The organism is Cupriavidus sp. GW822-FHT06G04 (assembly GCF_058799075.1).
This window is the reverse complement of the sequence record NZ_JBXALD010000008.1, coordinates 175068-187996: the sequence shown is the minus strand read 5'-3', so window position 1 is coordinate 187996 and position 12929 is coordinate 175068. Positions and strand designations below refer to the sequence as shown.

Annotated in this window: 11 protein-coding genes and 1 pseudogene; 6 read left to right on the top strand and 6 right to left on the bottom strand. The window is 61.5% G+C overall.

Going from position 1 to position 12929, the window contains the following annotated elements; all coding sequences use genetic code 11:
* Nucleotides 1-53 precede the first annotated feature (53 nt).
* Nucleotides 54-324 (top strand): annotated as a pseudogene (locus AC1RKI_RS19155) (AMP-binding enzyme); the annotation flags it as partial.
* 1 nt (nt 325) lies between these two features.
* On the opposite strand, the gene phnA reads toward AC1RKI_RS19155, so the two are convergent.
* Nucleotides 326-1546, bottom strand: coding sequence for a phosphonoacetate hydrolase (gene phnA / locus AC1RKI_RS19150; RefSeq protein ID WP_244788563.1), 1221 nt, complete (start codon nt 1544-1546; stop codon nt 326-328).
* 109 nt (nt 1547-1655) lie between these two features.
* Here phnA and AC1RKI_RS19145 point away from each other — a divergent pair, with 109 nt between their 5' ends.
* Nucleotides 1656-2543: a LysR substrate-binding domain-containing protein gene (locus tag AC1RKI_RS19145; RefSeq protein WP_492796609.1), complete on the top strand. Its 888-nt coding sequence runs from the start codon at nt 1656-1658 to the stop codon at nt 2541-2543.
* Between the two features lie 33 nt (nt 2544-2576).
* Here AC1RKI_RS19145 and AC1RKI_RS19140 read toward each other — a convergent pair whose 3' ends face one another.
* Nucleotides 2577-2798 (bottom strand): hypothetical protein, encoded by a 222-nt coding sequence (locus AC1RKI_RS19140; RefSeq protein ID WP_492796607.1) that lies wholly within the window; start codon nt 2796-2798, stop codon nt 2577-2579.
* Nucleotides 2798-3262: a DoxX family protein gene (locus AC1RKI_RS19135; protein WP_492796605.1), complete on the bottom strand. Its 465-nt coding sequence runs from the start codon at nt 3260-3262 to the stop codon at nt 2798-2800. Before AC1RKI_RS19135 ends, AC1RKI_RS19140 begins: the two co-directional genes overlap by 1 nt.
* 162 nt (nt 3263-3424) lie before the next feature.
* Between AC1RKI_RS19135 and AC1RKI_RS19130 the strand changes: the two genes are divergently transcribed.
* Nucleotides 3425-4327, top strand: a complete 903-nt coding sequence (locus AC1RKI_RS19130; RefSeq protein ID WP_061957383.1) for a LysR family transcriptional regulator — start codon at nt 3425-3427, stop codon at nt 4325-4327.
* Nucleotides 4328-4565: 238 nt separating this feature from the next.
* Here AC1RKI_RS19130 and AC1RKI_RS19125 read toward each other — a convergent pair whose 3' ends face one another.
* Nucleotides 4566-6173, bottom strand: a complete 1608-nt coding sequence (locus tag AC1RKI_RS19125) for a hypothetical protein (protein WP_492796603.1) — start codon at nt 6171-6173, stop codon at nt 4566-4568.
* 239 nt (nt 6174-6412) lie between these two features.
* On the opposite strand from AC1RKI_RS19125, the gene AC1RKI_RS19120 reads away from it, so the two are divergent.
* Nucleotides 6413-7522, top strand: coding sequence for a helix-turn-helix transcriptional regulator (locus AC1RKI_RS19120; RefSeq protein ID WP_061957381.1), 1110 nt, complete (start codon nt 6413-6415; stop codon nt 7520-7522).
* Between the two features lie 73 nt (nt 7523-7595).
* On the opposite strand, the gene AC1RKI_RS19115 is transcribed toward AC1RKI_RS19120, so the two are convergent.
* Complete coding sequence (locus AC1RKI_RS19115) at nt 7596-8540, bottom strand: LysR substrate-binding domain-containing protein (RefSeq protein ID WP_061957380.1); 945 nt, start codon at nt 8538-8540, stop codon at nt 7596-7598.
* A gap of 95 nt (nt 8541-8635) precedes the next feature.
* Here AC1RKI_RS19115 and AC1RKI_RS19110 point away from each other — a divergent pair, with 95 nt between their 5' ends.
* Both AC1RKI_RS19110 and AC1RKI_RS19105 read left to right on the top strand, forming a co-directional pair.
* The gene (locus AC1RKI_RS19110) at nt 8636-10081 is read left to right on the top strand and encodes an FAD-binding oxidoreductase (RefSeq protein WP_492796601.1); all 1446 of its coding nucleotides are present in this window, start codon (nt 8636-8638) and stop codon (nt 10079-10081) included.
* Nucleotides 10082-10378: 297 nt separating this feature from the next.
* Nucleotides 10379-11368, top strand: coding sequence for an EAL domain-containing protein (locus AC1RKI_RS19105; protein ID WP_492796599.1), 990 nt, complete (start codon nt 10379-10381; stop codon nt 11366-11368).
* Here AC1RKI_RS19105 and AC1RKI_RS19100 read toward each other — a convergent pair.
* Nucleotides 11337-12788 carry an aminotransferase-like domain-containing protein gene (locus AC1RKI_RS19100; protein ID WP_492796597.1) on the bottom strand — a complete coding sequence of 484 codons (1452 nt, stop codon included), beginning with the start codon at nt 12786-12788 and terminating at the stop codon, nt 11337-11339. The genes AC1RKI_RS19105 and AC1RKI_RS19100 overlap by 32 nt on opposite strands.
* Nucleotides 12789-12929: the final 141 nt, after the last annotated feature.

Below are 12929 nucleotides of genomic sequence, written 5' to 3'. Positions count from 1 at the left end.
TCGGTCGTGCCCGGTGTCTTTTTCGCAGAGTCGCTGCAGGTGGATTGGGAGAAGGCGACGGGTCGATCCGTGACAAGGACACCGGCCGCTTCACGATCATGGGTCGCATTGACGACGTGCTAAAAGCGTCGGACCACGGCATGGGCGCGATGGAGATCGCGTGCCGCCGGTGTCGAACCCCAGCGTCGCCGAGGCCGCCGTGGTAGGACGCCCCGACGACACGGCCGGCGAAGCGATATGCGCGTTCGTGGTGCTCAAGCGCTCGCGTTCGACCGGCGAAGAGGCATGAAGATTGCCGCCGAACTGCGCGGCTGGGTGGGCAGACTCAACTGACGTGGTTCAGGGCCAAGCGCAGGATGTCGAAGTTTCGCAAACGCTGGCCCGTCGGCGCCGCCACAGCACGGTTGAACAGCAACGGCACCTTCTGCTCAGACAAGCCACCATGCGAGCGCAGCGGGGCATCGAGGCCGCTCAGGTCATGCCGGGCAGGCGTGGTGCCGATGACGGTCAGGCGCTCGCTGACCACCACGAGGTCGCCGATGCGATCCGGCGGCAGCTCGAACCGCTCGGCAGCCTGGGCCTTGTCGAGGACCAACTCGATGCCGGGCACCGCGGCGATGGCATGCTGGATGGCGGCCAGGTCGGCATCGGGCGAAACGTACACGGTCGCGTACGAGCCGAGTGCGCCGTGGTGGGCCACATAGGGATCGGTGATGGGCAGCAGTACGCGCGCAGCGGTATGGCCAAAGCGCGAGTCGAGCCACTCCTGGAGGAACAGGATGTTGGCCTTACCGACAGAATCGGTCTTGGCATTCATCCCGTGGTCGGCGGTGATGCCGATGACGGCTCCCATTGCGTCGAGCCGCTGCAGGTAGCTGTCCATCATCGCGTAGAAGGCGTTCGCTTCGGGAGTGCCGGGCGCGTACTTGTGCTGGACGTAGTCCGTGGTGGACAGGTACATCAGGTCGGGCCGCGTGGTCTCCATGAGGTACACACCAGCGGCGAACACGAATTCCGACAGGTCGGCGCTATAGACCGACGGAAGGGGCTCGCCCACCTTCGCCAGCACATCTTCGATGCCATTCTCGGCGAGCGTGGCCTCATTGGCCTTTTCCGCCGAGAAACAGATGCCTTCCAGCCGGTGGCCCAGTAGTGCGCGCAGCTTGTCCTTGGCAGTGACCACCGCCACGGATGCGCCCGCACGTGCAGCCTCAGCCAGCACGGTGGGGGCCCGCAGATAGCGCGCATTGTTCATGAGCACCTCGGCATTCGTCTCGGTATCGAAGAAGAAGTTGCCGCAGATGCCATGGATGGCGGGCGGCACACCGGTGACGATGGAGAGGTTGTTGGGATTGGTGAACGACGGCACCACGCAATCGCCGCTAAGCACCGTGCCGCGCTGGGCCAGGCTTTCGAAAAAAGGCGCCACGCCAGCCTGCACGGCGAGATTGATGTATTCCTGCTCGCAGCCATCGATACACACGATGACTGTCGGGGCTGTCGGAAGCTGGTAGCGATGCCCGTTGACCTGAATGTCCTTTCTCATGTTCGTCTCATCCTAAATGGGGGTGAGACGATCTTAATTTGGAAGATTTTTTGACACAATCGACGATATCTCGCCTATTCTGTCAGAAAAATTCACAGGTAAGGACGATATGCCCCATAAGCTACCGCCACTCAATGCGCTGCGCATTTTCGAGGTGGCCGTGCGGGCAGGAAGCTATTCAGCAGCGGCCAGGGAACTGCATCTTACGCACGGCGCGGTCAGCCGCCAGATCGAGATCCTTGAAAATTGGTTGGGCCAGCCGATGTTTGTCCGCCAGGGCCAACGCATGGTGGCGACGATTCACGCGGAAGCGTTCGCGCGTGAAATCAGCGCGGCGTTCGATCATATCGGCGCGGCTTCGGAGCGCTACGGCAAGATTGCCGCGCAGAAGATCATCCGGGTGAATGCGCCCGCGACATTCGCGATGCGATGGCTGATTCCGCGGCTGGCCGACTTCCACGCGCGGCATCCCGACGTCGAGGTGCGCGTGTCTACGGCATTCAGCAACGAATCGAATTTCCACAGCACGTTCGACGTGGCCATCCGGCGATCCGCCGACCTGAAAAACCAGTTCGAGGTGGAGCCGATCTTCAGCGAGGTGCAGACGGTGATCGCCAATCCCGCCCTGTGGCAGGACGGCGCGATGCGCGATGTGCAAGATCTGGCCGAGGCGGTGTGGCTGTACACCGAGACCCGTCCCGGCGATTGGGAACACTGGCTGCAGCATGCCGGCATCGCGTCGGTTCGCCCGCTGCGTACGCTACGCTTCGACCATTTCTTCGTCACGCTGCAGGCGGTGGTGGACCGTCTTGGATGCGCCATCGGCGCATTCCCGACGCTGAATGTCGATCGAGTCGACGGCAGAATCGCGCTGCCCTTTCCGGACATCGTCGCGCCGGGCAGCACGTACTTCAGGCTGCTGCCGCGCGATGCCGACAAGCCTGCCTATCTGCGCGATTTCCTCACATGGCTGTCGGAGCAGGGGCAGCAAGCGTGACCGGCGTGATGGCCATCGTCTTCGATTGATCCATCATGCGCACTTGGATAACAGGTCTCCCACGCCGTAGCGTGTGCCGTCGGTAAAGACGTCCGGACGACGGATGGCGCCATCGGCAAAGACGTCCCGCGCGCCAATCCTTGCGCCATCGGAAAACGCGTCACGCTTTTTATCGGTCGCCGCAAGCGCGGGCAGCGTGACGGTGGAGACTGCAATCAGCAGGCCAAGTGCCATGCCGCGTGTTTGAGCATTCATCATCGAGATCCTTCTGGTTGTGAAACTTGCGCGGTGCACGCCGATCGGTCGGCGGAAGGCCGCGTGCAGGCAATGGCGAGCAATGCGCCGAACAGGCCCACGTTCTTGAGAAAGTGGTTGAGCTGGTTGCCGTAGCTCGCGGCATCGGCAGCCCAGAACGCGTGGAAGAGGAACGTTGCCGGCACGACAAACGCGGCCAGCGTGGCGGCGGCCAACCGCGTTTGCCAGGCCAGGATCAATGCAGCGCCGCAACCGGCCTCCACGATGATCACCAGGGTCGTCAGCAGCGGTGCCAAAGGCAGCCCCATTTGGCTCAACCGGGCTGCCAGGGCTGCAAAGCCGATGGCCTTGAGGGCTCCGGATGTCAGGAATAGCGCGCCGATCATCGCTTGCCCGATCCGCACGCCGGCTGGACATCCTCCGGCGCGATCGAGTCGCGTCAGGGTCTTCAAATTCAGGTCCATGGAATATTTCCGTTTCTCGTCACAAAATTTGATGAGCCCGAGAGTAACCTTTCCACTTGCGCCCTGAAATCGCCAATAGGAATAATATCTGTGCCGTTCAGGCAAAAATCAGGACGCCGCATCGCCCTCTTTCAGCAAGGGTGCAAACCAAGGGATATACACATGAAGGGATCGACCGGCAGCCGGCTGGATGCGGTGGAAATGTTCTGCGTCGCGGCGCGAATGCAGAGTTTCACGGCCGCTGCCATCCACCTCGGCACGACGCCTTCTGCGGTCAGCAAGTCTGTCCAACGGCTGGAAGCCAGGCTTGGACTCAGGCTCTTCGCACGCACGACGCGGGCCGTCCGCCTGACCGACGAGGGGCAGCTCTACTACGACTCCTGCCAACAGGCGCTCGACCGTATCAACGAAACTGAAACGGCGCTCACCCACGCGCAAGTCCCCAGAGGCATATTGCGTGTGAGCCTGCCATACAGCTACGGCATCAAGCGTTTGATCCCGTTAATTCCACAATACATGGCGCGCTTTTCCGAGCATGTCAGCATGGAGGTATCGCTGAGCAATGCAGCCGTCGATTTCGTGCGACAAGACTTCGACATGGCCGTGCGCATCGGCAACGTAGCCGATTCCCGCCTGGTGGCGCGCCCGCTGGAAAACGTGCGGCGCGTGGTCGTGGCCACACCGGAATACCTGCGCCAGCACGGCCGTCCGCGAGAACCAGGGGATCTGATGCGCCATCAGTGCATTGGCATGCTGATGCCAGACACCGGGAGATGCCTGCCGTGGGAATTCCGGTCGGACGACGGGAACGTTTCCGAAGTGGCGATTCGCCCTGCCCTGGCTTTCGATCACCCTCTCGGTGCGCTAGCCGCCGTCACCCATGGTGCCGGCATCGCGCAGCTACTCGAAGTCACGGTGCGAGAGGATTTGGCTAGCGGGCGATTGGTTGAATTGCTGCGCAAACATGCGCCGCCCGTGCAGCCGGTGTTCGCTGTCTATCCAAGCCATAGATATATGCCAGCGAAAGTCCGCGCCTTTATCGACTTTCTTCTGGAAACGCTGTGAGGCGAGCGAAAAGAGATATCGACTATCGGCAATCGACTATCGGCTTTGGATCGAAGACCGCAATCAATCAATTGTCAAAGCCGACGCCGACGAACGCCGCCAAAACACTCCTGTCGGCCTGCCAACGCTCCCATCGATCGCTAATCCCAACAAGCAAGTTACTTATGAGTTAAAAAAACCCCACGCAACCGAAGTTGCGCAGGGCCTGAAGCGCTTTCCCAGATTGGGTTAGGTTGGATTACGGCCTGTCGATCGAGATCGAATAGAAGGCGGGGTTGCTCGGGCTGGCATTGATCGCGACGGTTAGACCCGTGTTGGACAGGCTCATGCCGATGGTTTCCGCGGCGCCTGGAATGCCGTTGACCGGCGCGACAACCGGACGATAACGAAGGCCGATAGACGGCACGTTGTCTTGCCATGTGTCGAGGCGCCCATCATTGCGCTGGCGCGTATAGGTATGGGTCGCTGCGTCGACGGTAATCACAGTGTTGGAGAACGTGGTGATATCCGTGACGCCCGCGGGATTCAAGACTGCGTCCCAGTAGGCGTTGGTGAATCCCACTACCGGCAATGCGCGTGCCACCGGGTGCCTTGCGACCATGAACCCGTTCGCATGCACGATGACGATGGCCAATTGCCCGTCCACACCCTTGAAGCCGAAGGCGCGCGCCGTACCGCTGGAGTCGATCAGGTCAAAGCCACCGTTGGCGTTGACCGAGAACGTTGGCAGGTCACTCGCCGGCCAGGGTTGGCCACAGCCGCTCATTCCGCAATCGGCAGCTTTGGTGAACTTGCCTGTGCCATCCACATTGAACTGGATCAGGCCCGAGCCGTAGTTGCCCGGATTGGTCGCGCGCTCGAAGCTCATTGCCACCCAATCGCCCGCCAGTTCGGACAGCGGAATGGTCTGCTCCGGAATCAGAAGGCTCGCCGCCCCGGCACGGCGCTCCACCCCGATTCCCGATTTGGAAACCAGCAGCCTGGCGTCGTTATTGCCGAAGCGGCAGGCTTCCGTGGCATTCGCCTGGTACGCCTCCGAAGCGCTGGTGGTGTCATTGGTGCGCGTCAGCGCCACCGCATCGACGGTGAATCGCTGGATCGTATTCGCGGTCAGATCCAGCTTGTGGTATTTACCACTGCGGTAGGCCGCGCACGTGGCAGACGCGGGATTCAACAGCGTCTTGATGCCGTCCGTCGAACCCTTGTTGCTGGCCACTGCATCCGACAGATCCGCGATGGAGGTCTTCGACGTCGCAAGCGCAGCGCCCAACGTATCCAAACGCTGATCCAGCGCGTTGCCCGGCGTACCGCCATGGGCGGCCACGAGCGTATCTTTGAGCGGATCCATGCCGGCCAGGTCAACCGTGCCGCTCAAGATCAGCTTGACTGCGTCAATGGCGCCGCTAAGGCCTTCGGCGTTCAGTTTCGATTGCGCGCTGGCGTCGAAGCTGTCGAAAAAGTCCTTGGTGTTGCCGCCGGCCAGCGATGCCGTGATCAACTCTGTCAACGGCGTGATATTGGCGACGGCGTTCATGCTCGTCCCGGCCTCCACCACCGAATGCAGCGCAATGCCGTCTGCCGTAGTGACACTCAGCACGCACGGACGCTTGGCGTCCGGGATGCTGATGACGAACGTGCCGTCGGCGGCGGTAGTCGCCGTTCCGCTGCCGGAGGCGCATTTGGCCTGCACTGTGGCATTCGCCAGTGCCGCGCCTACGGCGGCCGTACCGGAAACCTTCGTCGTAGGCGTCGTCGATGCCGCGGGTGTGGCCGAATCGGAACCGCCACCACCACAGGCACTGAGTGCCGCTGCGGCGATAGCCGCGAGAATAATTCTTGTTTTCATAGACCGAATTCCCCCTGTCGTTTATTCAGAAAGCGAGAGACGTATATCGATGTCTTCGCGCTGCGATTCTCTGAAAGGCAATCTTCGCGCGCATCGTTCATTTGAATGAAACGCCGTCAATCCCCCGTTTCGAAGGGCACGATTTGGTACGTCGTTGTGGGAAGCTGACACCAGCCCGCTAGAGGCTTGCCGGCGTATGCGCCGGTCAGAAGGAAACCGGATTCCCTGGGGAGGAAAGCATGCTACGAGACCATCTTATCGGCGACCTCTATGAGGCTGCGGTACAGCACGACGGTTTTCTTGAAGTGTTTCAAACAGTTGTCGAAGCGCTTGGGGCAAGCGGATTCCACATGTTCAGTTGGGACTCGGAACGCAACGCTCCCCATCTGTCCGCCTACACGTCGAACCGAGAGTGGGATTCAGTCGTGGCGCTTTATGACCAGTACTATGGCGCGCTGGATCCACGACGCGACGTGGTCGCAAAATCCGCTATCGGCCAATTCCAGTTTTGCCAGGATTACCTTAGCGAAGCGGATGTCGCGCGAAGCGAGTTTTACCAGGACTTCCATATTCCGACAGGCTTCCGCTATTTGGCCGGTGCGCGCCTGGCGCGGCCCGGCTCGGATGACATCCTGCTTGGCTTGTTGCGGACGAACGATCGACCGGCCTATACAGACAATGAGCGCCACGGTATCCGCAGTATGGCTATCCACCTGCAGCGCGCAATCAACCTCTGGCAGGACGCCAGCGTGCTGCATCGTGATGCAGCAGTCGGGTCGGAACTGATGGCCCAGTTGGGCGTTGCAGTGCTGGCCCTCGATGACGATTTAAAACTTGTATTCGCCAACAAATCGGCGGAAGCATTGTTACGCGCTACAACCTCTTTAAAACTCAGTCATGGGAAACTGTCGGCAACCGTCGCAGCCGAGAACGTGAGGTTGCAGGCGGCGTTGACCCATACCGTCAGATCGCGCCAGGGGGAAAACGTAGCGCTGCGTCCGGCACCGGGCCTGCCGCCGGAAGTTTTTCTGGGCATCAGCCGCCTGTCGGGGCCTGCTACGCGCATGGCGCTGGGTCATGCAAAAATTCTCGTGACGGTCAGGCGCAGGGGTACCGTGCCAATGGTTCGCGCCAGGCAGTTGCAGCAGGCATTCGGGCTGACCGCGGCAGAGGCGGCTGTCGGCGAAGCGTTAATCGGCGGCAAGACGCCCGACGAGTATGCGATTGCTGCCGGCGTATCCGTCGCGACTGTTCGGACCCAGTTACGCGCAATCTTCGAGAAAACCTGCTCGCGTTCGCAAGCAGAAGCTGTCGGTGCCATGCTCCATCTTCCACCGCAACTCCCCTGAACTTCGCGAATCCCTGGCGCCTGTCGGCTCGATGCCGGAATTTGCCAAAACCCATGGGCGGGGGACTTGCCGGTCAGGGGGCAGTTCCTTCGGACAGCAACTCGGTCTTCAACGCCGTCGACCGGATCCAGCCCGCGAAGGCGTCAATGGCCGCCTGCCTTGGATGATGCGCGGTTGCCACCAGGTAGAAGCCATAGCCTGGCAGGGATAGGGGATGCGCCTTGACCAGCGTGCCCATGCGCAATTCATTGCCGACCACCACATCGCTGCATATTGCGATGCCCTGCCCGGCAATCACTGCGTCAATGGCATGCAGTTCCTCGCGAAAGCTCAGGCCGCATTTCACGGAGAGGTTCATCAACATCGGATCGATCATGCCCGCGGTAGCGAGCCATTTGTGCCACGTGGGGGCATCCGGATCCCGGTTCATCCAGTCGAAATGGATCAGCGGAAAGCGCAGCAGATCCGCGGCGTGTTGAACGGGCCCGCCATTCGTGGCAAGCACTTCCGGCCGGCAGATGGGAAAAAAGGTGTCCCGGCAAATCTCCTGCACGACATGATCGGGCGGCGAAGTTCGCGCGTAGCGGATCGCGATATCGCACTGCCCCGCCCGCAGGTCCAGGACGGCATCGGTGCCGATGATTTCCAGCGCAATCCCCGGGTGCAATGCACGCCACTCGGGGAGTCGGGGCACCAGCCATCGGCTCGCGAACGCGTTCGAGCTTGTCACCCGCAGCGGCGGTTGATGGTCGGTCGCCGCAATCGATGCCACGGCACTCGCCAGTGCATCGAAGCCATTGCGCAGCGCCGGAAATAGCTGCGCGCCTGCACCAGTCAGGGCCAGTGGGCGGGGGCGCCGCTGGAACAGCTGCTGGCCGCACGTTTCCTCCAGCAACCGGATCTGATGGCTGATGGCAGTCGGCGTCACACCGAGTTCTGCCGCTGCAGCCTTGAAGCTCCGGTGCCGGGCCGCGGCCTCGAAAGCGTGTAGCGAACGTAAGGGTGGCAGTTTGCGCATGAACTGAGTGTAGGTGAGCAGAGCTCATCTGCCAGATGAGTTCTTAGAGCTTGCTTCGTTTGCTGCCAGCATCAAGCATGTAGGCGGAAGCCGCGGTGCAGACGTCGCCGTGCGGGACATGGAAAGGGGGCAGCATGGATACGCATCTCATCCCTCGACGTGCCAACAGCGGGCCGGAGCAAGCCGGCTCGAGCATGGAGCGATTTCGCCAGAGTTTGACCGGCGAAGCGGTCCTGCGCGGAGAGGACGGCTACGACAAGGCATGCCAGGTCTGGAACGGCGCAATCGACAAGCGCCCGGCGATGATCGTGTACTGCGCCGATGCCGCGGATGTCAGCCGCGCCGTGACGTTTGCCCGGTCAGCCGGCTATCAGATGGCCGTGCGCAGCGGAGGCCATAACGTAGCCGGCCTGTCCGTCTGCGACGACGGCATCGTGATCGATCTGGCGCGCCTGAAACGGATCGAAATCGATCCGGTACGCCGCATTGCGCGTGCGGGTGCAGGCCTGACGCTGGGCGAATTCGACAGTGCGACCCATTCGCACGGGCTGGCGACGACGATGGGCGTCAACAGCGATACGGGCATCGCCGGGCTGACGCTTGGCGGCGGCTTCGGCAAGCTGGGCCGCAAGCATGGGCTCGCCTGCGACAACCTGATCGCGGCCGAGATCGTGCTGGCCGATGGCCGCATGCTCAGGGCCAGTGCCACCGAGAACGCGGACCTGTTATGGGGCCTTCGCGGCGGCGGCGGAAACTTCGGCATCGTGACGGCATTCGAGTACCGGCTTCATCCTGTCGGGCCAAAGCTTCTGACGGGATCCGTGCTGCATCACTACGACGAGGCACGAGATGCCCTGCGCTTCCACCACGCGTTTGCGAGCCAGGCGCCGGACGAACTCAGCGTTGACGCAGCCCTGCTGACCACGCCATCTGGCGAACGTTTTTTGAGCCTCTCGGCCTGCTATGTCGGACCGATTCCCGAAGGCGAACGCGTGCTCGCGCCGCTCAGGGACTATGGAACCCCGGCCGAATGCCGGTTTGAGGCGGTCCCTTACCTGCAGATCCAGAGCGCCGGCGATGCCATCTTTCCCCGCGGGCGCCGCTACTACTGGAAGGCACAGTTTCTGCGCGAGCTCACGGATCCAGCCATCGATGCGCTGCTAGACGCCTACGCAAACGCGCCTGGCGGCGGCATGTCACTGCTGGTTTTGCAGCAGGTCGGCGGTGCGATCGCTCGGGTGGCGAGGACTGAGACAGCCTACGTCAATCGCGATGCGCTCTACGACTGCTTCCCGATCTCGATCTGGGACGATCCGGAAGACGATGACGCGCATGTACGGTGGGCGCGTGAAACCTGGGACGCGATCCGGCCGTTTTCGACGGGCGGCGTCTATGCGAACAATCTGGGCGAGGAGGGAGAGGACAGGGTACGGGCCGCCTATGGCGAAAACTATCAACGGCTCGTCGAAATCAAGAACAAATACGACCCAGACAATGTCTTCCGTCTGAACCAGAATATTCGGCCGGGCCCGGTAGCTTGAAGCAGTCTCTGCCTCACCAGGGAGAGAGCCCTACAACCCGGGCGCGGCGCCGCTCAAGCCGTCGCGCTTGTCCTTCGGAAATTGACACTGCATTCGCTGGGCGGTGTGTGCTCCGCTGTCATGCCATCGAGGGCGATCGTTTTCCGGGTGCTTTGTCGAGCGCCGCGAGTTTCCGAGCCGATCTACTGCTGGTGGCCGCGGAGCTGATACGCATGTTTTGCCACGTAACTGCTACTCGTTTTAGAACGCGAGTCAGGCCATAGTTCGCCACTCAGATCCCCGTTTGAAAACGACCTCATGCGATTTCTGCAACGCTGCATGGCACGAATACGTCGGCTGCAACCCGTTTGCGGCGAGCATCTTGACATCGCGGAGACCGTCGCCCTTACGGCGTGCATGGCTGGTTTGCTCGCGGCCAGCCTGATCCGATCTCGCGATGCCATCGTGCTGGTGATCGCGGTATCGGCCTGCTGCGCAGCTGTGTACGCGGGTTACGCTCTTCGCCCCAAAGCAAGATTGCATCGAGCGGCGTGCATCGGTCTTCGCCGCGGGGAGTTCCACGTCGTCTACCAGCCCATCGTCGACATGCGCACGCAGCATTGCGTCGGCATGGAAGCCCTGCTCCGGTGGAATCATCCAAAGTTCGGAGCCGGGGGCACGGCGGAATTCATCGCAGAGCTCGAAGGCACCCGCCTGATCGGTGTGTTGAGCTGTTTCGTACTGCGCGAAGTGAAGAGTGCACTGACCCATCTGCCGCTTCCTCAGCACTGGCATATATCGGTCAATATCTGCGCGCGGCATTTGATGGAAGACCGCTTTGTTGAGAACATCTGCGAGGCCGCCGGCCCGGTGCTGGAACGCCTTGTGCTGGAACTCACCGAGCGCGCCTGCGTGGAGCGCACCCCGCGGGTGGTCGCGGCGCTCAGCCGCATAAGCCAACACGGCGTACGACTGTCGCTCGACGATTTCGGCACGGGCTTCAGCAATTTCGACTTACTCGCGGACTTTCGATTCGATTACGTCAAGGTGGATCGACGATTTCTGGCGATACGCGGCGAAGCGCGAATCCAGTTCTTGAAAGCGGTAGCCGCATTGGCGCATGCACTGGGAGCGAAAGTGGTTGCGGAGGGCGTCGAGTCTGCTGCGGAAGACGATGTGGTACAGCGCTCCGGAATCGACCTCGCGCAGGGATACTGGTATGGGAAGCCGATGACGTTCGATCAGATCCGCGCGTCCGCGTGGGCAACGGCGCCGATCAATGTGGACGAACCGGACCGGACAGTTTAGTGCTGCAACGTGTTTCGTCCGCGCATAGGGCGCCCAGTGTCGCGACTGCTTTATCAAGCCGCGCCGACCACGGATATCCATAATTCACACGCACATGGTTGCGAAAGCCGCCGTCCGCAGAGAAGATGGGCCCGGGTGCAATACTGATACCACTGCCGAGCGCAGCCAGGAAGAACTGAATCGCGTCTACGTAATCCGGAAGCGTCACCCACGTGAAATAGCCGCCGCTGGACTTGGTCGCCATCGTATCGGCCGGGAAGTATCGGCTGATTGCGTCCAGCATCTGCGATTGCTGTTGCGCCAGTTCACGACGTAGCTTGTGCAGGAAACGTTCATAGCCGCCATGCTCAAGATAGTCAGCAATGGCGCGCTGCGCGGGCATGCTGGCCGATAACGTGGTCATCCATTTCGCGCGCTCCAGCCTGTCCGCGAACCTTCCCGCTGCCGCCCAGCCGATACGATATCCAGGCGCCAGACACTTCGAGAACGAACCACAATGGATGACAAGGCCGTTCCGATCGAAGAATTTCGCAGGGCGCACCGGATGCGGACCAAAATGCAGCTCACTGTAAACGTCGTCCTCGATGAGCAGCACGTCATGTTTGGCGAGCAAATCGACTAACGCCTGCTTGCCCGAATCGCTCAGCGTTGCCCCGGTCGGATTGTGGAACGAGGTCATGAACCAGCAGGCGCGCACCTCATATTGCTGTAGCGCACGCGCCAGCGCATCCAGATCATGACCCTTCACCGGGTCGACAGAAATCTCCACGACATTCAGCCGTAGACGCTCGATAGCCTGCAGCGCTGCATAGAACGTCGGCTTTTCGATCACGATCACATCACCGGGAGCGGTCAGCAACTGCGCGCTGAGCGTCATGGCTTCGAGTGCACCACTCGTGATGACGATCTCGTCGACGGGGATTGTCATTCCCGCCATCAGGTAACGCAGTGAAATCTGCCGGCGCAATCCTTCATATCCCGGAGGCAGGCCGTCCACCATGCTGGCCACGCACGCCGTACGATTGACCGTCGCGCACGACTTTCCGATGCGCGCTATCGGCAGCAGCGCGGGGCTCAGGAACGCTGAGCCAAGGGGCACCGTCTCGGGTTGCCTGACCGTCTTGAGTACCTCAAAGACAAGGTCGCTGACATTGACGTTCTTCGGGTCGACGCGGGGCGGGGCAGCGGGACTCGCTTGCGGTACTTCTATCGGGCCCGGAGACACGAAATAGCCCGAACGTGGGCGCGCCCTGATCACGCCCCTGTTTTCGAGCAGGTAGTAAGCGCGAAATACCGTCGCGGGGCTCACGCCCCACGCCTTGCACGCCGTGCGAACCGAAGGAATGCGCGCGCCTGGCGCCAGATCACCGCGCTTGATGAGCTCGGTGAGCTGGTCGGCTAACCGCTCGTACCGTTTCATCGCGTACTCCTCGCAGGTCAAGCCCTTGCTCTCGGATCAGCGGCGCCGCTCACCCGTCCACATTTAGAAGATAGCCGCTTTCCCATCTGATACGGCTTTTCTTTTTCTTTCTGCTTCTATTAGGTAGGTACACACACAGGC

What these genes read in the sequence shown, in the direction of transcription:
- phnA (WP_244788563.1), bottom strand. Translation starts at nt 1,546, where the DNA reads ATGAGAAAGGACATTCAGGTCAACGGGCATCGCTACCAGCTTCCGACA.
- AC1RKI_RS19145 (WP_492796609.1), top strand. Translation starts at nt 1,656, where the DNA reads ATGCCCCATAAGCTACCGCCACTCAATGCGCTGCGCATTTTCGAGGTG.
- AC1RKI_RS19140 (WP_492796607.1), bottom strand. Translation starts at nt 2,798, where the DNA reads ATGAATGCTCAAACACGCGGCATGGCACTTGGCCTGCTGATTGCAGTC.
- AC1RKI_RS19135 (WP_492796605.1), bottom strand. Translation starts at nt 3,262, where the DNA reads ATGGACCTGAATTTGAAGACCCTGACGCGACTCGATCGCGCCGGAGGA.
- AC1RKI_RS19130 (WP_061957383.1), top strand. Translation starts at nt 3,425, where the DNA reads ATGAAGGGATCGACCGGCAGCCGGCTGGATGCGGTGGAAATGTTCTGC.
- AC1RKI_RS19125 (WP_492796603.1), bottom strand. Translation starts at nt 6,173, where the DNA reads ATGAAAACAAGAATTATTCTCGCGGCTATCGCCGCAGCGGCACTCAGT.
- AC1RKI_RS19120 (WP_061957381.1), top strand. Translation starts at nt 6,413, where the DNA reads ATGCTACGAGACCATCTTATCGGCGACCTCTATGAGGCTGCGGTACAG.
- AC1RKI_RS19115 (WP_061957380.1), bottom strand. Translation starts at nt 8,540, where the DNA reads ATGCGCAAACTGCCACCCTTACGTTCGCTACACGCTTTCGAGGCCGCG.
- AC1RKI_RS19105 (WP_492796599.1), top strand. Translation starts at nt 10,379, where the DNA reads ATGCGATTTCTGCAACGCTGCATGGCACGAATACGTCGGCTGCAACCC.
- AC1RKI_RS19100 (WP_492796597.1), bottom strand. Translation starts at nt 12,788, where the DNA reads ATGAAACGGTACGAGCGGTTAGCCGACCAGCTCACCGAGCTCATCAAG.